Raw genomic sequence first — 23,368 nt, forward strand, 5'->3', positions numbered from 1 at the left:
CCTCAGCCGGCCGGGTCTTGGACGGAATTGACCCGCAGTTCGCCGGGTGTGACACCGGCGAGGTCGCGGACCTCACGGCACAGGTGCGCCTGGTCGAAGTAACCGCAGTCCGCCGCGACGGTGGACAGTTCGGCGCCGCACCGCAGGCGCTCCAGGGCCCGCTCGAAACGCACGATCCGTGCGACCGTCTTGGGCGGCAGGCCGACCGCGTCGCGGTACCGGCCGATCAGCCTGCGATGGCTCCAGCCCAGTTCAGCGGCGAGCGCGCCGATGGACGTGCGGCCCCCGGTTGCCGTGATGCGCGCCAGCGACCAGGCCACGCCCCGGTCGACGTCGGGCGCGTCGCAGAGACGGCGCAGCAGCAGCTGGTCGACCAGGGCGAAGCGGTCCCGCCAGCACGGCGCCTCGCCGATGCGTTGCACCAGCGTCATGCCGGTGCGGCCGAGTACGGCCTCGAACGGCACCGTCTGGTTGGCCAGCTCCGACAGGGGAAGCCCCAGGATGCGTCGGGCGCCCAGGGGAGTCAGGTCGATCTGCAGGCAGCGCGCGGAGCCGGCGTGTCCGACGAGCACCGGGGCGTCGGTGAGGCCTGCGACGAACGACCGCAGCCGCAGCGGAGGGCCGACGTGATCCCGGTGCGCGACCGTCCATCCCGCGTCGAGATCGATGATCACGGGGACGAACGTGCACGCCGTTTCGCGGAAGACGACCGGCCCGGCGCCCTGTGTGGTGAACCCCTCGTAGCGCAGCACCACGCTGCGCAGCGACGGGTCCGGGGTGCCGACGGCGACGCCCGAGGTCATGAACATCACCGTAGTCCGGTACGAATGGGGGGTGACGACCGTTCTGCTGCTGTCCACCTCCGACACCGACCTGATCACCGCCCGTGCCAGCGGGGCAGGGTATCGGTGGGCCAACCCGTCGCGGCTCGTGGCCGGTGAGCTCGAGGAGCTGCTGGCCGGCGCCGACGTCGTCGTGGTCCGCATCCTCGGCGGCTACCGCGCCTGGGAGGACGGCATCGACGCGGTGGTCGCCAGCGGAGTGCCCGTCGTGGTGGTGAGCGGGGAGCAGGCGCCCGACGCCGATCTGATGAACCGGTCGACCACACCCGGCGGTGTCGCGTTGCAGACCCACGTCTACCTCGCCCAGGGCGGCGTGGAGAACCTCGCGAACCTGCACGCGTTCCTGTCGGACACGCTGCTGATGACCGGATTCGGGTTCGCCGAACCGAAGAGCGCGCCGGCGTGGGGAGTCCTCGAACGCCCCGCCGGCCGCACCGACGGGCCTGTCGTCGCGGTGCTGTACTACCGGGCCCAGCACCTGGCGGGCAACACCGCCTACGTCGAGGCGCTGTGCGACGCCATCGAAAAGGCCGGGGGCGTGGCACTTCCGGTGTTCTGCGCGTCGCTGCGCACGCCCGAGGCCGCGCTGATCGAACTGCTCGGCACCGCCGATGCGATGGTCACCACGGTGCTGGCCGCCGGCGGCGCGACACCGGCGGCGGTGGGCGCGGGCGGTACCGACGATGCCTGGAACGTGGCTCACCTTGCGGCCCTTGATGTTCCGATCCTGCAGGGGTTGTGCCTGACGTCATCGCGCAGCCAGTGGGACGCGAACGACGACGGGATGTCGCCGCTCGACGTCGCGACCCAGGTCGCGGTGCCGGAGTTCGACGGCAGGATCATCACGGTCCCGTTCTCCTTCAAGGAGATCGACGACGAAGGCCTGATCACCTACGTCGCCGATCCCGAGCGCTGCGCACGGGTGGCCGGGCTGGCCGTGCGGCACGCGCGGTTGCGCTCTGTCGCGCCTGCCGACAAACGGGTCGGCCTGGTGTTCTCCGCGTATCCGACCAAGCACGCCCGCATCGGCAACGCGGTGGGCCTCGACACCCCGGCCAGCGCGATCGCGCTGCTGGAGGCCATGCGCGACGCCGGCTACGACGTCGGCGACGTCCCGGGCCTGGACGCCCGCGACGGGGACGCGCTGATCCACGCGCTCATCGAACGCGGTGGCCAGGATCCGGACTGGCTGACCGAGACACAACTGGCCGGCAACCCGATCCGGGTGTCCGCCAAGGACTATCGCGCGTGGTTCGCCACCCTGCCCGCCGAGCTCGCCGACGCGGTGGTCGAGCACTGGGGGCCGCCGCCGGGTGAGCTGTTCGTCGACCGCAGCCGCGATCCGGAGGGCGAGATCGTCATCGCCGCTATGCAATCCGGAAACGTCGTGATCGTGGTGCAGCCGCCCCGCGGGTTCGGCGAGAACCCGGTCGCCATCTACCACGACCCCGACCTGCCGCCCAGCCACCACTATCTCGCGGCGTACCGCTGGCTGGACGGCGCCTTCGGCAACAGTTTCCGGGCTGACGTCCTCGTGCACCTCGGTAAGCACGGCAACCTCGAATGGCTGCCGGGCAAGACGCTGGGGATGTCGTCGTCGTGCGGCACCGACGCCGCGCTGGGTGATCTGCCGCTCGTCTACCCGTTCCTGGTCAACGATCCGGGGGAGGGCACCCAGGCCAAGCGCCGCGCGCACGCGACGCTGGTCGACCACCTGATCCCGCCGATGGCCCGCGCCGAGACCTACGGCGACATCGCCCGTCTGGAACAGCTTCTCGACGAGCACGCCAACATCTCGGCGCTGGATCCGGGCAAGCTGCCGGCGATCCGCCAGCAGATCTGGACGCTGATGCGGGCGGCCAAGATGGACCACGACCTCGGTCTGGAGGACCGGCCCGACGAGGATTCGTTCGACGACATGCTGCTGCACGTCGACGGATGGCTGTGCGAGATCAAGGACGTACAGATCCGCGACGGCCTGCACATTCTCGGCCAACGACCCACGGGCGACAGCGAACTCGACCTGGTGCTGGCGATCCTACGGGCGCGCCAGCTCTTCGGTGGTGAACAGACGGTGCCCGGACTGCGGCAGGCGCTCGGCCTCGCCGAGGACGGCCACGACGAGCGGTCGGCCGTCGACGAGGCGGAGGCACGGGCGCGTGAACTCGTTGCCGCACTGCAGGACAGCGGCTGGGACGCGGGCGTGGTCGACTCGCTGACCGACAACGACGACGTCGCGGCGATCCTGCGCTTCGCGGCGACCGAGGTGGTGCCGCGGCTGAGGCAGACCTCCGCGGAGATCGATCAGGTGCTGCGGGCGCTCGACGGTCACTTCATTCCGTCCGGACCGTCGGGGTCGCCGCTGCGCGGGCTGGTGAACGTGTTGCCCACCGGTCGCAATTTCTACTCGGTCGATCCCAAGGCGGTGCCGTCGCGGCTGGCGTGGGAAACCGGTGTGGCGATGGCGGATTCGCTGTTGGAGCGGTACCGGACCGATCACGGGCGATGGCCGGAGTCGGTGGGCCTGTCGGTGTGGGGCACCTCGGCGATGCGCACCGCCGGGGACGACATCGCCGAGGTGCTGGCGCTGCTCGGGGTGCGGCCGATCTGGGACGACGCGTCGCGGCGCGTCGTCGATCTCGAACCGATCCCGCTGGTCGAACTCGGCCGGCCCCGGATCGATGTCACCGTGCGGATCTCGGGCTTCTTCCGCGACGCGTTCCCGCACGTGGTCGCGATGCTCGACGACGCGGTGCAGCTGGTCGCCGGTCTGGACGAGCCCGCCGAGGACAACCTCGTGCGCGCGCACGCCCAGGTGGACCTGGCCGAGCACGGCGATCAGAGACGTTCGACGACAAGGATTTTCGGCTCCAAACCGGGCACCTACGGTGCGGGTCTGCTGCAGCTGATCGACAGCCGCAACTGGCGTGACGACGCCGATCTCGCCGCGGTGTACACGGCGTGGGGCGGGTTCGCCTACGGCCGCGGTCTGGACGGCGCGCCGGCCACCGACGACATGAACCGTGCCTACCGGCGGATCGCGGTGGCCGCCAAGAACACCGACACCCGCGAACACGACATCGCCGACTCCGACGACTACTTCCAGTACCACGGCGGCATGGTGGCCACCGTGCGCGCGCTGACCGGGACGGCGCCGGCGGCCTACATCGGCGACAACACCCGTCCTGACGCGGTGCGCACCCGCACGCTGTCGGAGGAGACCACGAGGGTGTTTCGCGCCCGCGTGGTCAACCCGCGCTGGATGACCGCGATGCGCCGGCACGGCTACAAGGGCGCCTTCGAGATGGCCGCGACGGTCGACTACCTCTTCGGCTACGACGCCACCGCCGGTGTGATGGCCGACTGGATGTACGAGCAGCTCTCGGCGAGCTATGTGCTCGACGACGAGAACCGCAAGTTCATGTCGGAGTCCAATCCGTGGGCGCTGCACGGTATGGCAGAGCGACTGCTCGAGGCAGCGGGACGCGGGATGTGGGCGGCGCCGGAGCAGGCGACGCTCGACGGGCTGCGGCAGGTACTGCTGGAGACTGAGGGCGACCTCGAAGGCTGAGCTTGTTGGTTCCTAGCCGGAGTCAAGCCGTTCGTCTCGGCTTGCCGGGAATGCGTGCGGGCGGACTCTCGGGCTGAGACTGCCCCACTGCCAGTCGCGTTCGACCTGCATGCTCTGCTCGTCGGAGGTCTGCAGACCGACGGCTTTCGCTGCGTATGTTGCGACGTGCCGGGCGTGGTTGGCCGTGTGTGCCACCGCTGCTGCTTGGCCGGTTGCTCGTGCCGCGGCTACGGCTGCGGGTGCTCCGGCTTGTTCGGCATCTCGTGCAGCGGCATGCGCGGCGAACGCTGCGCTGCGACATGCGGTCATGGGAACGTCGTCCTTGATCCAGGCGTGCAGGGTGTCGATGGCCGTGCGCGGCCGAACATCACCTGGGCGAGCGTTCTCGAAGATCGGAAGCGTTCGCTCCGCGCACGCAGCCGCCCAGCGGGCGAGCGCCTTGTGTGTGAGTGGATCGGGGTTCGTGCCCCTTACGGGGTCGGTCACCCCGTGATGCTCTCACGCTGCGAGCGTTTCGGTCGGTGGGTCCGGCCGTCCACCTGTACACCCAAGGCAGTTGTCGGTATGGCGTTGTAGTCTCGAGTCATGTTCGAACACCAGTTCGATATCGATGCGACGGCCTCCGAGGCCGAGCTGCGCGACCTCGTGACGCGCTGTGAACGCCTGAAGGCTGCCGCGGCGGCGGCGCAGGCCCGGGCGACCGCGTTGTGGGCGGCGCAGCGGCGCGCGGCCGAGGAGGAGGCCGGGGTGCCGGCGCGCAAGCGGGGGCGGGGGTTGGCCTCGGAGATCGCGCTGGCCCGGCTCGACGCCCCGGTGTGCGGTAACCAGCATCTGGGTTTTGCGAATGCGCTGGTAGACGAGATGCCGTACACCCTGGCCGCCCTGGAGGCGGGGGTGCTCACCGAGTACCGGGCCACCCTGATCGTCAAACAGTCCGCCTGCCTCACCCTGGAAGACCGGCGGACACTCGATGCTGAACTGTGCGCCGATCAGCAGGCGCTGAATGGGTTGGGGAATGCGCGGATCGAAGGCGCCGCCGCGGCGATCGCCGCCCGCCTGGATGCCGCCGCGGTGGTCGAGCGGAAGAACCGGGCCGCGCAGAGTGCGGGGGTGTGGACCCGGTGCGCCCCCAACGGGATGGTGTATCTGACCGCGCTGATGCCGCTGTCGCAGGGCATCGGGGTCTACGCCACCCTCAAACGGGAAGCCGACACCACCGGCGGCGATGGGCGCCCGCGCGGGCAGGTCATGACCGACACCCTCTACGAGCGGGTCACCGCCCGCCCGGCCGACACCCCATCGCCGGTCGCGTTGAATCTGGTGCTGGCCGACACCACCCTGTTCGGGGAGGACGACAGCCCGGGCTGGGTCGACGGGTATGGCCCGGTCCCGGCGGTCGTCGTGCGCGACCTCGTGTCCGATGCGGTCGCCGATGAGGACGCCAAAGCCACGCTGCGGCGGCTCTACCGGCATCCCTCCAGTGGGCAACTGGTGCAGATGGAATCCAAAGCACGACTGTTCCCGAAGGGGTTGGCGGCGTTCATCGGGCTGCGCGATCAGACCTGTCGCACGCCCTATTGCAACGCCCCGATCCGCCACCACGACCACGCCACCCCCCACCGCCGGGGTGGGAAGACCAGCGGGTGCAACGGGTTGGGCGCCTGCCAGCAGTGCAACCTGGCCAAAGAAGCCCCCGGCTGGACCGTCCGAACTCACGACAGCAACGGCCGGCACACCGCCACCTACCGAACCCCCACCGGCGCCACCTACCACTCCACCGCACCACCACTACCCGGACCCACCCGACGACACAGCGTNGCAACGGCCGGCACACCGCCACCTACCGAACCCCCACCGGCGCCACCTACCACTCCACCGCACCACCACTACCCGGACCCACCCGACGACACAGCGTGATCGAGGCCACGCTCAGCGTCCTCCTCACCCACCACGCCGCGTGACGCGGCGCGGAACCGGCGCGGCTACATTGTTGCCATGCCCGTGACGTTCGCCGAGGTCGCCAAGTCCGAGTACATCCTTCTCACCACGTTCACCAAGGACGGCCGGCCGAAGCCGACCGCGATCTGGGCGGCGCCGGTAGGGGACCGGTTGATCGCCATCACCCAGGAGAAGTCGTGGAAGGTCAAGCGGATTCGCAACACGTCGCGGGTGACGATCGCGCCGTGTGACCGCGCCGGAAAGCCGAAGGGCGAGGCGGTCGAGGCGACCGCCCGCATCCTGGACAAATCCGTCAACGGCGCGACCTACGACGCGCTCGGCAAGCGGTACGGCCTGCTCGGCAAGGCATTCAACTTCTTCTCCAAGCTGCGCGGCGGCATGGACAAGAACGTCACGATCGAGCTGACGGCGGCCGGCTGAGCATGGCCCCCACCTTCCCCGACGTCTACCGCGAGAAGTACCTGCTGCTGACGACGTTCACCAAGGACGGCAAGCCCAAGCCCACCCCGGTGTGGGGTGTCCCCGACGGCGACAAGCTGCTCATCATCACCGACGACGGGTCGTGGAAGACCAAGCGGATCAACAACACCCCGCGAGTCACGATCCAGAAGTGCGGTGTGCTCGGCAAGGTCAAGGGCGAACCCGTCGAGGCGGTGGCCCGGATGCTGCCGAAAACCGAGACGCGGCGGGTGTTCGACCTGATCATCCGGCGCTACTGGAACCACGCCTGGTACTTCATCCCGCAGGCGATCGTGCGCGGCGGCATCGACAAAGTGCACGCCGCGATCGAGGTGACCGCCCCGCCCGCCGACGGCTAGGAACCCGGTGCCCGCCCCGATCGTTGGCACAGCATGGCGATGAGGCTGTTCGCACTCTATGTGGTGGTCGAGCTGGCGGTTGTGGTGGCGTTGGCCTCCACGATCGGCTTCGGCTGGACCATGCTGCTGTTCGCGGCCACGTTCCTGGTCGGGCTCGCGCTGGCCGGCTCACAGGTGCGTCGCCACATCCGGCGTCTGCGCGGCGGGCTGACCGCCACCGACGCGGCCGGCGCCGTGACCGACAGTGCGCTCGTCGCGCTCGGTACGGTGCTCGTCGTGATCCCCGGCCTGGCCACCTCCGTCCTCGGCGCGCTGCTGCTCCTGCCCCCGACCCGCGCCGTCGCGCGTCCTGTCGTCACCGCGATGGCCGCGCGCCGCGCCCCGCTGATCATCGGGGTCAGCACCGTGGGCGGCGCCGCAGGCCGCTACGCCACCCGTCCCGGGCGCACCGACTACATCGACGGTGAGGTCATCGACGTGGTGGATGCCGCGGCCGAGCGGCCGAACGCCGAACCGCGCCGCCTGCCGGAGTGAGCGCCACCCGTCTTCTGCTGGGCGGCCGCATCCACAGCCCCGCCATGCCCGATGCCACCGCGATCGCGGTGCGCGACGGCGTGGTGGCATGGCTGGGCAGCGACGACGTCGGCCGTGCGCAGTTCCCCGACGCCGAGGTCACCGACCTCGACGGCTGCTTCGTCGCACCCGCGTTCGTCGACAGCCACGTCCACGTCACCGCCACCGGCCTGACCCTGACCGGCCTCGATCTGCGCCACGCCACGTCGCGCCGGCACTGCCTCGATCTGCTCGCGGCGTACGCCCGCGCCCACCCCGACGGGGTGCTGTGGGGGCACGGATGGGACGAATCGGGCTGGCCGGAGACCGAGCCGCCGAGCACCGCCGACGTCGACGCGGCGGTCGGTGCAGGGCGGATGGCCTACCTGGCCCGGATCGACGTGCACTCGGCGCTCGCATCGACCGCGCTGCAGCACGCCGCCGGTGTGCACAGCGACGCACCGCTGACCGCCGACGACCATCACCGGGTCCGCCGGATCGCCCGCGAGCACCTCACCGCTGCGCAGCGCACCGATGCACGCCGAGCCGCCCTGGACACCGCCGCGGCGCGCGGCATCGTCGCGGTGCACGAGTGCGCCGGACCCGACATCGGCGGCCTGGACGACTGGCGCGAGCTTCGCGACCTGCAGCACGGCGTCGAGGTCGTCGGCTACTGGGGGCAGCAGGTCAGCACCGCACAGCAGGCCCGCGAGCTGATCGCCGAGACCGGTGCCCGCGGGCTGGCGGGGGACCTGTTCGTCGACGGCGCGCTCGGTTCCCGCACGGCGTGGCTGCGCGAGCCCTACGCCGACGCCCCCTCCGACTGCCCGGCGCCGACCGGCAACACCTACCTCGACGTCGACATGATCACCGCCCACCTGGCGGCCTGCACCGAGGCCGGCGTGACGGCGGGCTTCCACGTCATCGGCGACGCGGCGGCGTCCGCGGTGGTGACCGCACTGGACGCGGTCGTCGATCGCGTCGGCAGTGTCGCGGTCGCGCGCTGCGGACACCGCCTCGAGCATCTCGAGATGGTCACCGCCGAGCAGGCGGCCAAGCTCGGCGGCTGGGGCGTGATCGCGAGCATGCAACCCGCCTTCGACGCCGTCTGGGGCGGCGCGGACGGCATGTACGCCCAGCGTCTCGGTGCGTCGAGAGCGGCCAGGATGAACGATTTCGCGCTGTTAGCATCCCAAGGCGTGCCACTCGCCTTCGGTTCCGACGCACCGGTGACCGACATGGATCCCTGGGCCGCCGTCCGGGCGGCGACCACGCATCACACCTCCGGCAGCGCCGTGTCGGCGCGTGCCGCGTTCGCGGCGGCCACCCGCGGCGCCTGGCGGGCCGGCGGGGTCCGGGACGGGGTGACGGGCACGCTCGTGCCCGGAGCGCCGGCGTCGTACGCGGTCTGGGAGGCCGACGCGTTCGACGTCAGCGCGCCCGCCGACGCGGTGCAGCGCTGGTCGACCGATCCGCGGTCCCGGGTGCCGCTGCTGCCGCGGCTGGACGGCCCACTGCCGCGGTGCCGCCAGACCGTGCACCGGGGCGCGGTCCTCCATGGCTGAGGCCCAGCAGGCCCGCGAGGCGGACGACGCCGTCGCGGAAGGCCGGTCGCGGCTGCGCCGGTTCGGCCAGGCCGTCGTCGACCGGTTGCCCCAGCTCAGCGTTGCCATCGTCGCCGGGTTGGCGTTGTGCGCGAGCTTCCCGCCCTTCGGGTGGTGGTTCACCGCGATCCTGGCGTTCGCGGCGCTGGGCTGGCTGCTCACCCGGCCGTCGACGACCGCGGCCGGCGGGTTCGGGTACGGGCTGCTGTTCGGCGCGGCGTTCTACGTCCCGCTGCTGCCCTGGATCAGCGGCCTGGTCGGCGCGGTGCCGTGGCTCGCGCTCAGCCTGGTCGAGGCGCTGTTCCCGGCGCTGTTCGGGCTCGCCGCGGTCCTCGTCCGCCGCGCGCCGGGCTGGCCGCTGTGGTTCGCCGGGCTGTGGTCGGCGCAGGAATGGCTGAAATCGACGGTGCCTTTCGGCGGCTTCCCGTGGGGCGTCGTCGGCTATTCGCAGACGCGCGGCCCCGCACTGCCGCTGGCCTACTTCGGCGGCGCCCCATTGGTGTCGTTCGCGACCGTCCTGTTCGGGTTCAGCGCGGCGGCGCTGACGCTCGAGGTGATCCGCTGGTGGCGCAGCGATGCCGCGGCCCGCGCCGCGGCGCCGCCGGCCGTCGTGCTGCCCGGGCTCTGCATCAGCCTGGTCCTGCTGACCGCCGCGCTGGCGTGGCCGCACGTGCGGAAGTCCGGCGCCGGCGCCGGCGACGAACCGCCCGTCACGGTCGCGGCCGTGCAGGGCAACGTTCCCCGCCTGGGCCTGGAGTTCAACGCCCAGCGCCGCGCGGTGCTGGACAACCATGTCCGCGAGACGCTGCGGCTGGCCGACGACGTGCGGGCCGGCCGAGCACCCCAACCGATGTTCGTGATCTGGCCGGAGAACTCGTCGGACATCGATCCGCTGGCCAACGCCGACGCCGGCCAGGAGATCTCCACGGCCGCGGCGGCGATCCGCGCGCCGATCCTGGTGGGCGGAGTGCTGGCCGCCCCGGGCTACAGCCGCGAGAACCCCGTGTCGAACAACTCGGTGATCGTCTGGAACCCCGACACAGGCCCGGCCGATCGGCACGACAAGCAGATCATCCAGCCGTTCGGCGAGTACCTGCCGTGGCGCAGCTTCTTCAGCAAGCTCTCGCCCTACGCCGAGCGGGCCGGGTACTTCGTGCCCGGCCAGGGCGACGGCGTCGTGCGGGCGGCCGGGGTGCCCATCGGCGTGACGACGTGCTGGGAGGTGATCTTCGACCGGGCGGCCCGTGAAGCGGTGCGCAGCGGTGCCCAGGTGCTGGCGGTGCCGAGCAACAACGCGACCTTCGACGAGGCGATGAGCGAGCAGCAGCTGGACTTCGCCCGGCTCCGCGCCGTCGAACACGACCGCTACGTCGTCGTCGCGGGCACCGTCGGCATCAGCGCGGTGATCTCCCCGGACGGCCGCGAGCTGGCGCGGACCGCGTTCTTCGAACCGGCCTACCTCGATCAACAGATCCGGCTGCGGACCGCACTGACCCCCGCGACGCGGTTCGGTCCCTACGTCGAGGCGCTGCTGATCGGCATCGGTCTTGCGGGGATCGCTTCGGCCATGCTGCACAATGGTCTCTTCGTGCGAGCAAGAAACAGGGGTCGGCGATCGACGACCGACAACGGCAAAGGAGCCCCATGAGCGTCCCCGGTGGCCCCGGCGGCCAGGAAGCCGGCCGAGAAGCCACGGAAAAGCCCAGCGCACGGACACTGGTGATCATCCCGACGTACAACGAGCGGGACAACCTCCTCAAGATCGTGGGCCGGGTGAACGACGCGGCGCCCGCGGTGCACGTGCTGATCGTCGACGACGGCAGCCCCGACGGCACCGGCCGGCTGGCCGATGAGCTCGCGCTGGCCGATCCCGACCGGGTGCACGTCATGCACCGCAGCTCCAAGGACGGTCTCGGTGCGGCCTACCTGGCCGGGTTCGCGTGGGGCCTGAGCCGCCAGTACACGGTGCTGGTGGAGATGGACGCCGACGGCAGCCACGCCCCCGAGCAGCTGCACCGGCTGCTCGACGCCATCGACGCCGGCGCGGACCTGGTGATCGGCTCGCGCTACGTCGATGGCGGTGAGGTGCGCAACTGGCCGCGCCGGCGCCTCGTGCTGTCCCGGACCGCCAACGGATACTCACGGATCCTGCTGGGCGTCGACATCCACGACATCACCGCGGGCTACCGCGCCTACCGACGCGAGGTGCTCGAGAAGATCGACCTCGCGGCGGTGGATTCCAAGGGTTACGGCTTCCAGGTCGATCTGACCTGGCGCTCGATCAACGCCGGGTTCACCGTCATCGAGGTCCCCATCACGTTCACCGAGCGCGAGCACGGCGTGTCGAAGATGGACGGCTCGACGATCCGAGAGGCGATCCTCAAGGTCGCCCAGTGGGGGTTGCGCGCCCGGCTGGACCGGGCCCGCGGCACCGCCCGCTGACTACCCGCGGCGGCGGGTCTTGATGATCTCGAGACGCTCCTTGAGCAGTTCCTCGAGTTCCTCCACCGAACGCCGCTCCAGCAGCATGTCCCAGTGGGTGCGCGGGGGCTTGACCTTCTTGGGCTCCGGAACGTCACCCTCGATCAGGGTGCCCTCCATGCCGTTGCGGCACAGCCAGGTGCCGGGGATCTCGGCGTCGTCGGCGAACGGGACGTCGAACTCCTCGCCGTTGTCGGTGCGGTAGCGGGCGACCTGCCGCGGCGCCAAGTCGTGATTGCGGTCGGTCTCGTAGCTCACGGCTCCGAGGCGGCTGCCCCTCAAGACACGATCAGCCATCGTCAACTCCTCTGTAAGCGCATGTGGTCCGGGATTAACAACGCAGGTGTGCCACGCAGAGTTCCCGACTCGGCCCCTGATGATACCGGGATCGGAGGATCGGCCGGTTTAGAGTCGGGCCGTGACAGCCTCTCCTGGCCAGATGACCTCCCGCGGCGCCACCCGGAACCGCCCCCAGAGCTGCCGCTGGTGCGGCCGGGAAGTCGCCGATGCGGGGCTGGGCCGGCGGCGCCAGTACTGCCGGCAGTCGTGCCGGCAGCGTGCCTACGAGCAGCGCGCGCTGGTCAAGGGCACCGCGGTCGCCGAGGACGCCGTGGTGCTCAGCGCCGAGGAGGCCTCCGAGCTGTCCGACCGCGTCTACCAGGTCCGGTGCGCGGCCGAGGACATGGCCATCGCGATCGAGGAGGGCGCCGGACCCGGCGAGCTGCGCGAGCTGTGTGACGCGGTGATGCGGGCCGCGCGCGCCGCCGACGGCTGGCGCTGAGCTCCTCCTGCTTTTTCTCACGCAGAATCAAACGCTTCAACGCTGCAGGAGCCGCGCGTAGCGTCGCCTCACCGTGACCAGTCCCGCCGATCTGGCCGTGCCGCTGGCACCCACCGCCCCGCGCCCACGGGCTCAGCGCAGGTGGATGCTCATCCGGCTGGCCTCCCCGTTCGTGCTGCTGGCGCTGTGGCAGATCGGCAGCGCGGTGGGCCTCATCCCGCAGGACGTGCTGCCCGCACCGTCGCTGATCGCGGAGGCCGGGGTCGAGCTGATCAGAACCGGTCAGCTCGCGGATGCCCTTGCGGTGTCGGGTGTCCGGGTCGTCGAGGGCCTGGTGCTCGGCGGCCTGGTCGGCGTCGCGCTCGGCGTCGCGGTCGGCCTGTCGAAGTGGTTCGAGGTCACCATCGATCCGCCCATGCAGATGGTGCGCGCGCTGCCGCACCTCGGCCTGATCCCGCTGTTCATCGTGTGGTTCGGCATCGGGGAACTGCCCAAGGTACTGCTCGTCGCTCTCGGGGTCAGCTTCCCGCTCTACCTCAACACCTTCTCGGCGATCCGCCAGGTCGACCCCAAATTGTTCGAGACCGCGCAGGTGCTCGGCTTCTCGTTCTGGCAGAAGCTACGCACGATCATCGTGCCCAGTGCCGCGCCGCAGGTCCTCGTCGGGCTGCGGCAGTCCCTGGCGATCGCGTGGCTCACGCTGATCGTGGCCGAACAGATCAACGCGGACAAGGGAATCGGCTTCCTCATCATGAACGCCCGCGACTTCCTGCGGATCGACATCATCATCTTCGGTCTGATCATCTACGCGCTGCTGGGCATCGGCACCGACGCCGTGGTCCGCGGGCTCGAGAAGCGGGCATCGAGGTATCGCGCATGACCCTCACCTCCGACGCGTCCACCTCCGTGACCGGTCCCCGCGCCGACAGCGCCGGCGAACTGCGCGGGGTCGACAAGTGGTACGGCGCCCACCATGTGCTGACCGATCTCTCGGTGCGCATCGGGCGCGGCGAGATCGTCGCGCTGATCGGGCGCAGCGGGTCGGGAAAGTCGACCGTGCTGCGGGTGCTCGCCGGGCTGTCGACCGACCACACCGGGGAGCGCGTGTTCGCCGGCGCGCCGGCGGTCGCCTTTCAGGAACCCCGGCTGTTCCCGTGGCGCGACGTGCGCACCAACGTCGCCCACGGGTTGACCCGCACCCGGCTGGGGAAGGCCGACGCACTGTCCCGGGCCGAGAAGGCCCTCGCCGACGTGGGCCTGGCCGATCGCGCCGACGCGTGGCCGGCGACGCTGTCCGGTGGTCAGGCGCAACGTGTTTCGCTCGCCCGCGCCCTGGTGGCCGAACCCGAACTGCTGCTCCTCGACGAACCGTTCGGTGCGCTGGACGCGCTGACCCGGCTCTCGATGCGGTCCCTGCTGCTCGACCTCTGGCGCGAACACGGCTTCGGTGTGCTGTTGGTGACCCACGACGTCGACGAGGCGGTCGCCCTCGCCGACCGGGTGCTCGTGCTCGACGACGGGCAGATCGTGCACACCCTCGAGATCCCCGACCCCCGGCTCCCGCCGGGCGAGGGGCACACCGACCGCTACCGCGCCGAGCTGCTCGACACGCTCGGCGTGCAGTCCTGACCATCGTCGACGAGGGGACCAACATGTCCAGGGTTGTTGCCGTGCTCGCCGTGGTGAGCCTGCTGCTCGCCGGATGCGTGTCACGACAGGACGTCTCGGGTGCCCAGCAGGCACCCGAGACGGTGCCGCTGTCCGACCTGGCCGGCCTGACGCTGCAGGTCGGCGATCAGAAGGGAGGCACCGAATCCCTGCTGCGCGCCGCGGGCGCGCTCGACGGCCTGCCGTATCAGATCGCGTTCTCGACCTTCACCTCCGGGCCGCCGCAGATCGAGGCGGCGACGGCGGGCAAGATCGACTTCGCGATCACCGGCAACACCCCGCCGATCTTCGGGGCCGCCTCGGGTGCCAAGGTCAAGGTGGTCGCCGCCTACGACGGTGGCGGCAACGGCGATCAGGTTCTGGTGCACCAGGATTCACCGATCACCTCGATCGCCGACCTACGGGGCAAACGCATCGCGGTGGGCAAGGGGAGCTCCGCGCACGGGCACATCCTCGCCCAGCTGAAGAACGCCGGGCTGACCCCCGACGACGTCACGCTGATCTTCCTGCAGCCGGCCGACGCCCTGCCGGCGTTCACGCAGCGTCAGGCCGACGCGTGGGCGATCTGGGATCCCTACACCGCCCAGACCGCTGCGCAGGTGCCGGTGCGCTCCATCGGGCAGGCCCGCGACGTCACCAACGGCTACTGGTTCGGCGTGGCCTCGGATCAGGCGCTGGCCGACCCGAAGCGCAACACCGCGCTGGCAGACCTGCTGGTCCGCTTCGAGAAGGCGGCACGGTGGGCCCAGGAGCACCCCGACCAGTGGGCCACCAGTTACGCCCAGGCCGTCGGGCTGAGCCCCGAGGTGGCCCGGGTGTCCCAGGGGCGCAGCCTGCGGTTGCCGACCGAACTCGACGATCAGGTGGTGGCCTCGGAGCAGAAGATCGCCGACCTGTTCGCCGAATCAGGCCAGATCGCCTCTCCTGCACCTGATTTCAACAAGTGGGTGGATCGCAGGTACAACGACGCGCTGCGGCCGCTCTTGATCGCGACGAATTAGGAATTCATGTCTTCAGCGAAATTCTTCTGGTTCCTGCCCACCAACGGCGACAGCCGCTCCATCGTCGGGGCCTCGCATGCCTCGGCACACCACATCGTGCCGGCCGGCTACCGGCCACCCAGCCGGCGTTACCTCGCCGAGGTGGCGCGGGCCGCCGACCGGCTCGGCTACGAAGGTGTGCTGACCCCGACCGGCACCTGGTGCGAAGACGCCTGGCTCACCGCGTCGGCACTGCTCGCCGAGACCGAGCGCCTGAAGTTCCTCGTCGCGTTCCGCCCCGGCCTGGTGCCGCCCACGCTCGCCGCCCAGCAGACGGCCACGTTGCAGCGCTTCTCCGAGGGCCGGGTGCTGCTCAACATCGTCAGCGGCGGAGACGATCTGGAGCAGCGCCGCTTCGGGGACTGGCTCGACCACGACCAGCGTTATGCGCGCACCGGGGAATTCCTGCACATCGTGAACTCGATCTGGCGGCAGGAGTCGCTGGACTACAAGGGCTCCTACTACGAGGTGGCCGACGCGCGGGTGTCCGCACCGCCGGATCCGTTGCCGCAGATCTATTTCGGCGGCTCGTCGCCCGCGGCGCTGCCCATCGCCGCCGAGTACGTCGACGTCTACCTCACCTGGGGTGAGCCGCCGCAGGCCGCGGCGGCCAAGATCGCGCAGGTGCGTGAGCTGGCCGAGCAGCGGGGCCGCCGCGTGCGTTTCGGCATCCGGCTGCACACCATCAGCCGCGACACCTCCGAGGCGGCGTGGGCGGTGGCCGACGAACTGCTCGCCCAGCTGAGCCCCGATCAGATCGCGAAGGCCACGGCGCTGCACGCGAAATCCGAATCCGAGGGACAGCGCCGGATGACCGCGCTGCACGGCGGCCGAGTCGATCAGCTCGAGATCTATCCGAACCTGTGGGCGGGTGTCGGTCTGGTGCGTGGCGGCGCGGGCACGGCGCTGGTGGGCTCCCACGAGGAGGTGGCCGACCTGATCCTCGAGTACCACTCGCTGGGCTTCGACGAGTTCATCCTGTCGGGCTATCCGCACCTGGAGGAGGCGTACTGGTTCGCCGAGGGCGTGCTGCCGATCCTCAAGCGCAAAGGGGTCGCCTGACCCCCGGATCCGGTGAGCGTCTGGTATCTCTTCAGGCGTGGACGAATGGTTCGAGCGCAGTCCGTTCGTCGGGTTCGTGCCCTGGATCATCTACTGGGTGGTGGCCGACGGCCCGAGCACCTGGATGTTCGGGGCGATCTGCGCGGTCATCGCGACGCTGATCCTCGGCGTCTCGGCCGGTTTCGCCGGGGCGCGGCTGCTCGACATCGTGACCGTGGTGTTCTTCACCGGCGTGACGATCGCGGGCCTGATCGTGGGCGCCGAGGACCGCGACTGGATGGACAGCTACGCCACCACACTGTCGAGCGGGGTGCTGGCCGCGATGGCACTGGGCTCGCTGGCGTTCGAACCGTTCACCGCGCAGTACGCGCCGGCGTCGGCGCCGCGCCAGGAGTGGGAGGAGTTCGCGTTCCGCCGTACCAACCAGGTGCTGACGCTGATGTGGGCGCTGGTGTTCGCCCTCATCGCCGTGCTGGGCTACGTCGCGGCCATCTCGCCGTCGACGGTGCACTGGACCAAAGCCGTGATCCCCGTGGTGGTGATCGTCGGCGCGTTCGGCATGACGCAGGCCTATCCGAAGCGGGCCCGGGAGAAGGCGCGTCGGAAGGCCTCCTAGCGGCGCTCAGCAGCGGAACGCGGCACCCACACCGGCGGGCGGTTGCGCCGGTTGCAGGCAGCCGAACGGCACCACACCGTCTGCGCTGATCCGCACCGCCGCCCGGTGTGCGTAGTTCACGCAGTACAGACCCGCGTCGTCGCTGCGGCACCGGTCGTCGCCGAAGGACAGCGATTGTCCCGCAGGCAGTTCGGTGCCCGATCCGGTGACGAACGGGCCGGGATCTCCGCGCAGCGCGCCGACCCGCAGCTCGGTGCCGGGAAATTCGACCCAGCCCGCCTTCCACACCCCTTCGGCGTCGGTGGGGCGCGGCGGCGGGGAGGTGAGGTCCAGCAGACAGGTCAGGCCGCCGGCGGCGGTGAGGCATTGCGTGGTGCCCAGCGGCGCCCCGGACGGGGCTGTGAACGCGATGTCCTCACCCAGCCGGGTGGTGACCCCGTCGCGGAACGCGACGTGGAAAGTGCCGGGATCGGCGGCGGCGCCGCCCTCGATGAACCGGATGACGTCGTCGATCGACGCGCCGCTGCCCGGTGCCGCAGCGCTCGGTGGGCTCGACGGAGCCGCTGCGGTGCTGGTGGTGGCCTCGGGCGGCACCGGAGCGGGGGACGACGACTCGGCCTGCCCGCCCACCGACTGCGAGCAGCCGGCCACCAGGGTCGCCACTGCGATCAGGCCGGCAACGCGCACCCGCCCAGGCTAGCCGCCCGACACGGGGCCGGTCGCGAGGCGGGGCGGGCGCGGGTTCGCTACCGTCGGGAGGATGCATGAGCACACCGTGCGGGTGAAGACCGCATCCGGCGTCGTCGAGGGCTTCACCCGTGACGGTGTCCACCGCTGGCGGTCCATCCCGTACGCCAAGCCGCCGGTCGGCGCGCTGCGCTACCGGGCGCCGCAACCGGTGCGGCCCTGGTCCGGGGTGCGGCACTGCCACGGGTTCGGGTACTGCGCGCCGCAGCAGCGGATGTACACGATCCTGCGGCCCGGCAAGTACCAGCCGATGAGCGAGGACTGTCTGACGCTCAACGTCGTCGCGCCGGCCCGGCCGCAGGCCGAGCGGCTGCCGGTGATGGTGTTCATCCACGGCGGCGGCTACATGCTGGGCAGTTCGGCCACCCCGATCTACGACGGCGCGTCACTGGCCCGCAAGGGATGCGTCTACGTCTCGGTGAACTACCGGCTCGGGCCGCTGGGGTGTCTGGAGCTGTCGTCGCTGTCGACCCCCGGCACCCCGATCGACGACAACCTCTTCCTGCGTGACCTGGTGATGGCGCTGCGCTGGGTGCGCGACAACGCCGAGGCGTTCGGCGGCGACCCGGACAACGTGACGATCTTCGGCGAGAGTGCGGGCGCGCACGCCGTGGGCACCCTGCTGGCCACCCCGGACGCCGACGGCCTGTTCGCCCGTGCGATCGCGCAGAGCCCCAGCAGTGGGATGACGCGCGGCGCCGACATCGCCGAGCAGTACGCGCAGCGGTTCGCCCGCCAACTCGGGGCCGAGGGACGCGACGCGGCCGAGGTGCTGATGCGCACCCGCCCCGCCGATCTGGTGAACGCTCTCGAGCATCTGATCCTCGAAGGTCAGCGGGACATGCTGGGCGCCTTCGCCATCGGACCGACCTACGGCACCGAGTACCTGCCGCTGGACCCGGTCGAGGCGATGCGCACCGGCCGCGCGCACCGCGTGCCGCTCATCGTGGGCACCAACGCCGACGAGGGCCGGCTGTTCACCCGCTTCCTCAAACTGCTGCCCACCACCGAGACCGCCATCGAGCGGCTGTTCTCCCAGGCCGAGCCGGGCGAGCGGGAGCGCATCCTGGCCGCCTATCCGGGCTATCCGAATTCCGCGGCGTGCGTGCGGCTCGGCGGCGATTTCATCTTCGGGTCCGCGATGTGGCAGATCGCGCAGGCGCACAGCCGGCATGCGCCCACCCACGTGTACCGCTACGACTACGCGACCCGGGCACTGCACCTGACCGGTCTGGGCGCGACGCATGCGATGGAGCTGCTCGCGGTGTTCGACGTCTACCGCTCGCGGTTCGGCAGGCTGCTCGCCGCCGGCGTCGACGCCCGCACCGCCGGCAAGGTCAGCGACGACATCCAGGCGCGGTGGCTGGCGTTCGCCGCGCAGGGCGTGCCCGGCGAGGACTGGCCGCGCTACGACCACGACGAGCGGCCGGTGATGGTGCTCGACCGGCGCCGCCGGGTCGAGTACGACCCGCACGCCGAGCGACGCCAGGCGTGGGAGACGTTCTCCCTCGCCTCGCGCTGACGGTCACCGACTTGGGGTAATCCACTGCTTGGCGGCGCGGGATGTGGTTGCGTAAGCGCGTGTCCGAGGCCCACCCCCACCCGCTCGATCCGCTCGGTGAAGAGGAGTTCCGCGCCGTCGCGGCGATCCTGCGCCGAGAGCACGGTGTGCAGCCGGCCGGTTCGGGTACGCAGCGCGGGTGGCGCTTCGCGTCGATCGAGTCGCTCGAGCCGTCGAAGGCCGAGTTGACGGCCTTCGAGGCGGGCGGGCCGCGGCCGGCGCGTCGCGCCACGGTGGTGTGTTTCGACCGCAGCGCCAACGCCACCTACAAGAGCGTGGTGTCGCTGACCGACGACCGGGTGGAGTCGTTCGAGCACATCCCCGGCGTGCAGGCCAACTTCACCGTCGACGAGTTCGCCGAGTGCGACCGCCTGCTGCGCTCGCATCCCGACGTGCTCGCCGCGTTGCATGCCCGCGGCGTCACCGACGTCGACCTGGTGTTCTTCGACACCTGGACCTACGGTGACGCGGTCGCGCCGCCGGAGTTCCGCGACCGGCGGATCGGGTGGTCGGACAGCTGGGTCAAAGCCGCGCCCGGCGCCAACCCGTATGCGCGGCTGCTGAGCGGACTGCACTGCGTCATCGACCTCAACGCGATGGAACTGCTGCGTGTCGAGGACGTCGGACCGTTCGCCGCCGACGGGGACGCGACGCCCCCGGAGGTGATGGGCGAGTACGTGCCGCGCCACATCCCCGAGCGGGTGCTCGGCCGCGGGCGCCGCGAGCCGCTCAAGCCGTTGCACATCACCCAGCCGGAGGGCCGTCGTTCCAGGTCGACGGCAACCTCGTGACATGGCAGAACTGGTCGCTGAGGGTCGGTTTCAACCATCGCGAGGGAATGACGCTGCACACCGTGCGCTACCGGGACGGCGACCGGGACCGGTCGATCGCGCACCGGATGTCGTTCGCCGAGATGGTGGTGCCGTACCGGGATTCCTCGCCGGACCACTACCGCCGCACCGCGTTCGACATCGGCGAGTGGGGCCTGGGTTTCATGACGACGTCGCTGGAGCTCGGTTGCGACTGCCTCGGCGAGATCCGTTATCTCGACGCCGTTCTGCACGACAGCGCGGGGGAGCCCTACACCATCACCAACGCGATCTGCCTGCACGAGGAGGACAACGCCGTGCTGTGGAAGCACGTCGACCACGACATCGGCGCCGAGGTGCGCCGGATGCGGCGGCTGACATTGTCCTTCCACGTCACCGTCGCGAATTACGAGTACCTGGTCTACTGGCGGCTGTACCAGGACGGCAACATCGAATGCGAGGTCCGCGCCACCGGCATCATGGTGACCACGCCGCTGCCGCCCGGGGCGCCCAGTCCGAACGGCACGATCGTCGACGAACGCACGTACGCCCCGTTCCACCAGCACTTCCTGGTCGCCCGCCTCGACATGGACATCGACGGGCCCGACAACACGGTGGTCATGTCGGAGTCCTACGCCGAGCCGATCGGGCCGGACAACCCGCACGGCCTGTCGCTGGTGACACGCAACACCGCGCTGCGCAGCGAGGCCGAAGCCCGCCAGGACGTGAACTTCGGGACTCAGCGCGCCTGGAAGGTGGTCAACCCCAACGTGGTGACGGGTATCGGGGCCCATCCGGCCTACAAGCTGGTGCCCACGGGTGCCATCCCGCCGATGTTCGACCCCGGCTCACCGGTGTTGCAGCGCGCCGGCGTGATCGCCCACACCCTGTGGGTCACGCCGAACAGGCCCGACGAGCGTTGGCCCGCAGGCGAATTCGTCAATCAGTCCGTGCGTGACACCGGGCTCACCCAGTGGACGGCGGCCGACCGCCCGATAGAGAACACCGACGTGGTGCTGTGGTACGTCTTCGGCATCCACCACATCACCCGGCCCGAGGACTGGCCGGTGATGCCCGCCGACGTGGTGTCGTTCTGGCTCAAGCCCTTCGGATTCTTCGACCGCAACCCGGCCCTGGACGTGGTGGGCACCCCGCCGGACGCGTGCCACACCTCGGCCACCAGCGCGCACCACTGATGGCAGGCTGGACGGGTGGTCGTCAAATCCGTCCTGCTGTTCGTTGTGGCCGCAGTCCTCGAGATCGGGGGAGCCTGGCTGGTGTGGCAGGGCATCCGCGAACACCGCGGATGGCTGTGGATGGGCGCCGGTGTGATCGCGCTGGGCGCATACGGTTTCGTCGCCGCGTTCCAACCTGACGCGCACTTCGGCAGGGTGCTGGCGGCCTACGGCGGCGTGTTCATCGCCGGTTCGCTGCTGTGGGGCATGGCCGCCGACGGCTTCCGGCCCGACCGGTGGGACGTCGCGGGCGCGCTGGTCGCTCTGGTGGGGGTGGCGCTGATCATGTACGGGCCCCGCTGAGCGTTCACCCCAGATGCGCGCTGTCGTCGTCGAGGTCGTCGCGGCGCAGACCCATCGGCGTCCCGGCGGGTACGTCGCCCGCGGCGATCACGGTGCGCGTGATCGGGGTCAGCGCCCGGAACAGGGCCTCGACCTCGTCGTCGTCGAGGGCGTTGAGCGCGGGCAGGGCCAGGGCGTCGGTGGTGTCCTCGATCCGCTGCTTGAGGGCGCGGCCGGCGTCGGTGAGTGCGCCGTCGGCCCCGAGCAGTCCCCGCCGGCGCAGCGCGTCGGTGTGCAACGCCCATTGCGCGTCGTCGTAGTCGCGGCTGCGTTTGATCATCTCCTCGGGCACCCGGCCCGCCGCGGCGTGCAGCACGTTGCATTCGCGGCCCGAGAGTCCCTCGGCGGCGAGCACGGCGACGTGTCCGTCGCCGCGATGCTCGCGCAGCAGTGTCGTGGCGTGCCACAGCCGTGCCACCGGCTCCGACGGCCAGGACAGCGATCGGTTGGCGGCATACAGTGCCCGCCCGCCGACGTCGGCCCCGCCCGCCGCGCGCGCCGCGAGGTCGGCGGCCACGGCCGCGGCCTCGTCGGTGACGCCGCAGCGGCGCAGCGCCGCCACGGCCGAGTCCTCTCGGGCGCGCAGCGCGTCGGCCGGTGACGCGATGTCCCACGCCGCGGGCAGGGCCTTGGCCACCCGTTCGGGGGCGAAGTTGTAGAACAGCGCGGTCACCACCTCGGCGGGCACCGGGCCCAGCGGTGCCGACCGGGCGGCGAAATAACCCATCCAGAAGCCTCGGTATCCGAGGCCGTCGAGGGCGGTCCTGGACTCCGGGGCGAAGTAGGTGACGGCGTGCACGGGTTCGATCCGGTCGAAGAGCCGACGGGCCAGCGTCGCGGGCCGGCGCGGTTGTCTGTCCACACCGGCAGTCAATCACCCCGTCCTGGCGGGTCTGCTAACGTCCCCAGCACCTGGGGTCGGGGGTGACGGGGAAGCGGATGGCGAAGCTGATCAGTGCGGTCGCCGGACTGGCCGCCCTCTGTGCCGTGCTGACGTCCTGCAGCTCTCCGGTCAGTTCCGATGCGGTGCCCGCGGTGGCCCCCGACGATCTGCAGGCCGACATCGCCCAGCGGCTGGCCGCCGCGGGGGAGAAGCCGCAATCGGTCACCTGCAAGGATCCCCTGGTCGGCGAGGTCGGCCAGTCGGCGCGCTGCGATGTGGTGCTCAGCACGACCAACAGCTTCGAACCGATCGTGACCGTCACCGGCATCGACGGCGGGTCGATCGTGTACGAGATGATCCCGGCGTTGTCGCGCCAACAGCTCGAACAGGCGGTGACGCGGCTCGCGGCCGACGCCGGCTCGGCCCCGGACGCCGTCGCGTGCCCATCGGGTCTGCTGGGCCGGCCCCAGGCGACGGCGCAGTGCGACGTCACCGCCGGCGGCGCCACGCTGCGGCGCACCGCGGAGGTGACCGGTGTGGACGGGCTGACCATGAACTTCGACCTCGTGCCGCTGCTGACCAAGGCCGAGGTCGAGAACTCTCTGCTCGACGAACTCGCCACCCATCTGGGCAAGCGGCCGGACTCCGCAGTGTGTGGGGGCAACCTCGAAGGACGGGTGGGCAACACCGTGGACTGCACGGTGGCGGCCGGCTCGGAACGTGCCGAGCTGACGCTGACGGTGACCACCGTCGACGGGGCGAAGGTCGACTACACCTACGCACCGCGGCGGTGAGCC

22 protein-coding genes and 1 pseudogene are annotated in these 23,368 nt (G+C 70.8%); 18 read left to right on the forward strand and 5 right to left on the reverse strand.

All coding sequences use genetic code 11. The features are described from left to right. Positions 1-2: 2 nt before the first annotated feature. The gene (locus tag MCHLDSM_RS15575) at positions 3-803 is read right to left on the reverse strand and encodes a helix-turn-helix domain-containing protein (RefSeq protein WP_053083000.1); all 801 of its coding nucleotides are present in this window, start codon (positions 801-803) and stop codon (positions 3-5) included. Between MCHLDSM_RS15575 and cobN the strand changes: the two genes are divergently transcribed. After that, positions 802-4,413 carry a cobaltochelatase subunit CobN gene (cobN, locus tag MCHLDSM_RS15580; RefSeq protein WP_048471137.1) on the forward strand — a complete coding sequence of 1,204 codons (3,612 nt, stop codon included), beginning with the start codon at positions 802-804 and terminating at the stop codon, positions 4,411-4,413. The two genes, MCHLDSM_RS15575 and cobN, sit on opposite strands and share 2 nt — an antisense overlap. A gap of 12 nt (positions 4,414-4,425) precedes the next feature. Here cobN and MCHLDSM_RS40430 read toward each other — a convergent pair whose 3' ends face one another. Next, on the reverse strand, positions 4,426-4,899 hold the full coding sequence (locus tag MCHLDSM_RS40430) for a putative immunity protein (protein WP_407661911.1): 474 nt from the start codon (positions 4,897-4,899) through the stop codon (positions 4,426-4,428). Positions 4,900-4,998: 99 nt separating this feature from the next. Here MCHLDSM_RS40430 and MCHLDSM_RS15585 point away from each other — a divergent pair. The 7 genes from MCHLDSM_RS15585 to MCHLDSM_RS15615 form a co-directional block, all read left to right on the forward strand. Further along, positions 4,999-6,230, forward strand: a 1,232-nt coding sequence (locus MCHLDSM_RS15585) for an HNH endonuclease (RefSeq protein ID WP_131722646.1), incomplete at its 3' end; no start/stop codon positions are given. A gap of 178 nt (positions 6,231-6,408) precedes the next feature. Next, positions 6,409-6,792, forward strand: a complete 384-nt coding sequence (locus MCHLDSM_RS15590; RefSeq protein ID WP_048470909.1) for a PPOX class F420-dependent oxidoreductase — start codon at positions 6,409-6,411, stop codon at positions 6,790-6,792. A gap of 2 nt (positions 6,793-6,794) precedes the next feature. Beyond that, positions 6,795-7,190, forward strand: coding sequence for a PPOX class F420-dependent oxidoreductase (locus MCHLDSM_RS15595; protein WP_048470910.1), 396 nt, complete (start codon positions 6,795-6,797; stop codon positions 7,188-7,190). A 33-nt stretch (positions 7,191-7,223) separates the two neighbouring features. Next, entirely contained in the window at positions 7,224-7,724 is a 501-nt protein-coding gene (locus MCHLDSM_RS15600; protein WP_048470911.1) for an FxsA family protein, read from the forward strand. Between the two features lie 44 nt (positions 7,725-7,768). Beyond that, a complete protein-coding gene (locus tag MCHLDSM_RS15605) occupies positions 7,769-9,307 on the forward strand; it encodes an amidohydrolase (RefSeq protein WP_048471139.1) in 1,539 nt (512 codons plus the stop codon). After that, positions 9,300-10,994 carry an apolipoprotein N-acyltransferase gene (lnt, locus tag MCHLDSM_RS15610; protein WP_048470912.1) on the forward strand — a complete coding sequence of 565 codons (1,695 nt, stop codon included), beginning with the start codon at positions 9,300-9,302 and terminating at the stop codon, positions 10,992-10,994. Before MCHLDSM_RS15605 ends, lnt begins: the two co-directional genes overlap by 8 nt. Continuing rightward, a complete protein-coding gene (locus MCHLDSM_RS15615; RefSeq protein ID WP_048470913.1) occupies positions 10,991-11,788 on the forward strand; it encodes a polyprenol monophosphomannose synthase in 798 nt (265 codons plus the stop codon). Before lnt ends, MCHLDSM_RS15615 begins: the two co-directional genes overlap by 4 nt. On the opposite strand, the gene rbpA is transcribed toward MCHLDSM_RS15615, so the two are convergent. Next, complete coding sequence (gene rbpA, locus MCHLDSM_RS15620) at positions 11,789-12,124, reverse strand: RNA polymerase-binding protein RbpA (protein ID WP_043409883.1); 336 nt, start codon at positions 12,122-12,124, stop codon at positions 11,789-11,791. It abuts the gene before it with no gap. A gap of 142 nt (positions 12,125-12,266) precedes the next feature. Here rbpA and MCHLDSM_RS15625 point away from each other — a divergent pair, with 142 nt between their 5' ends. The 6 genes from MCHLDSM_RS15625 to MCHLDSM_RS15650 all read left to right on the forward strand — a co-directional run bounded on the left by MCHLDSM_RS15625 (position 12,267) and on the right by MCHLDSM_RS15650 (position 16,994). Beyond that, positions 12,267-12,608 (forward strand): hypothetical protein, encoded by a 342-nt coding sequence (locus MCHLDSM_RS15625; RefSeq protein ID WP_048470914.1) that lies wholly within the window; start codon positions 12,267-12,269, stop codon positions 12,606-12,608. Positions 12,609-12,753: 145 nt separating this feature from the next. Continuing rightward, complete coding sequence (locus MCHLDSM_RS15630) at positions 12,754-13,488, forward strand: ABC transporter permease (protein ID WP_082168920.1); 735 nt, start codon at positions 12,754-12,756, stop codon at positions 13,486-13,488. Beyond that, positions 13,485-14,237 carry an ABC transporter ATP-binding protein gene (locus MCHLDSM_RS15635; protein WP_048470916.1) on the forward strand — a complete coding sequence of 251 codons (753 nt, stop codon included), beginning with the start codon at positions 13,485-13,487 and terminating at the stop codon, positions 14,235-14,237. Before MCHLDSM_RS15630 ends, MCHLDSM_RS15635 begins: the two co-directional genes overlap by 4 nt. Before the next feature lie 23 nt (positions 14,238-14,260). Continuing rightward, positions 14,261-15,277, forward strand: coding sequence for an ABC transporter substrate-binding protein (locus MCHLDSM_RS15640; protein ID WP_048470917.1), 1,017 nt, complete (start codon positions 14,261-14,263; stop codon positions 15,275-15,277). Positions 15,278-15,283: 6 nt separating this feature from the next. Further along, on the forward strand, positions 15,284-16,378 hold the full coding sequence (locus MCHLDSM_RS15645; RefSeq protein ID WP_048470918.1) for an LLM class flavin-dependent oxidoreductase: 1,095 nt from the start codon (positions 15,284-15,286) through the stop codon (positions 16,376-16,378). Positions 16,379-16,415: 37 nt separating this feature from the next. Further along, the gene (locus tag MCHLDSM_RS15650) at positions 16,416-16,994 is read left to right on the forward strand and encodes a DUF3159 domain-containing protein (protein WP_053083001.1); all 579 of its coding nucleotides are present in this window, start codon (positions 16,416-16,418) and stop codon (positions 16,992-16,994) included. Positions 16,995-17,000: 6 nt separating this feature from the next. Here the strand turns inward: MCHLDSM_RS15650 and MCHLDSM_RS15655 are convergent, their stop codons facing one another. Further along, positions 17,001-17,681, reverse strand: a complete 681-nt coding sequence (locus tag MCHLDSM_RS15655) for a hypothetical protein (protein WP_048470920.1) — start codon at positions 17,679-17,681, stop codon at positions 17,001-17,003. Positions 17,682-17,754: 73 nt separating this feature from the next. On the opposite strand from MCHLDSM_RS15655, the gene MCHLDSM_RS15660 reads away from it, so the two are divergent. From MCHLDSM_RS15660 to MCHLDSM_RS15670, 3 genes and pseudogenes are all read left to right on the forward strand, one after another. Continuing rightward, positions 17,755-19,263 carry a carboxylesterase/lipase family protein gene (locus MCHLDSM_RS15660; RefSeq protein ID WP_048470921.1) on the forward strand — a complete coding sequence of 503 codons (1,509 nt, stop codon included), beginning with the start codon at positions 17,755-17,757 and terminating at the stop codon, positions 19,261-19,263. A gap of 41 nt (positions 19,264-19,304) precedes the next feature. Next, a pseudogene (locus MCHLDSM_RS15665) lies at positions 19,305-21,307 on the forward strand (primary-amine oxidase). 15 nt (positions 21,308-21,322) lie between these two features. Continuing rightward, positions 21,323-21,649, forward strand: a complete 327-nt coding sequence (locus tag MCHLDSM_RS15670; protein WP_048470922.1) for a YnfA family protein — start codon at positions 21,323-21,325, stop codon at positions 21,647-21,649. Between the two features lie 4 nt (positions 21,650-21,653). Here MCHLDSM_RS15670 and MCHLDSM_RS15675 read toward each other — a convergent pair whose 3' ends face one another. Next, positions 21,654-22,550 carry an SCO6745 family protein gene (locus MCHLDSM_RS15675; protein WP_048470923.1) on the reverse strand — a complete coding sequence of 299 codons (897 nt, stop codon included), beginning with the start codon at positions 22,548-22,550 and terminating at the stop codon, positions 21,654-21,656. Between the two features lie 77 nt (positions 22,551-22,627). Here MCHLDSM_RS15675 and MCHLDSM_RS15680 point away from each other — a divergent pair, with 77 nt between their 5' ends. Then, entirely contained in the window at positions 22,628-23,365 is a 738-nt protein-coding gene (locus tag MCHLDSM_RS15680) for a DUF4333 domain-containing protein (protein WP_048470924.1), read from the forward strand. Positions 23,366-23,368: the final 3 nt, after the last annotated feature.

Origin of the sequence: Mycolicibacterium chlorophenolicum (assembly GCF_001044235.1) — a bacterium.
In the GTDB taxonomy this organism is placed as follows: Bacteria; Actinomycetota; Actinomycetes; order Mycobacteriales; family Mycobacteriaceae; genus Mycobacterium; species Mycobacterium chlorophenolicum.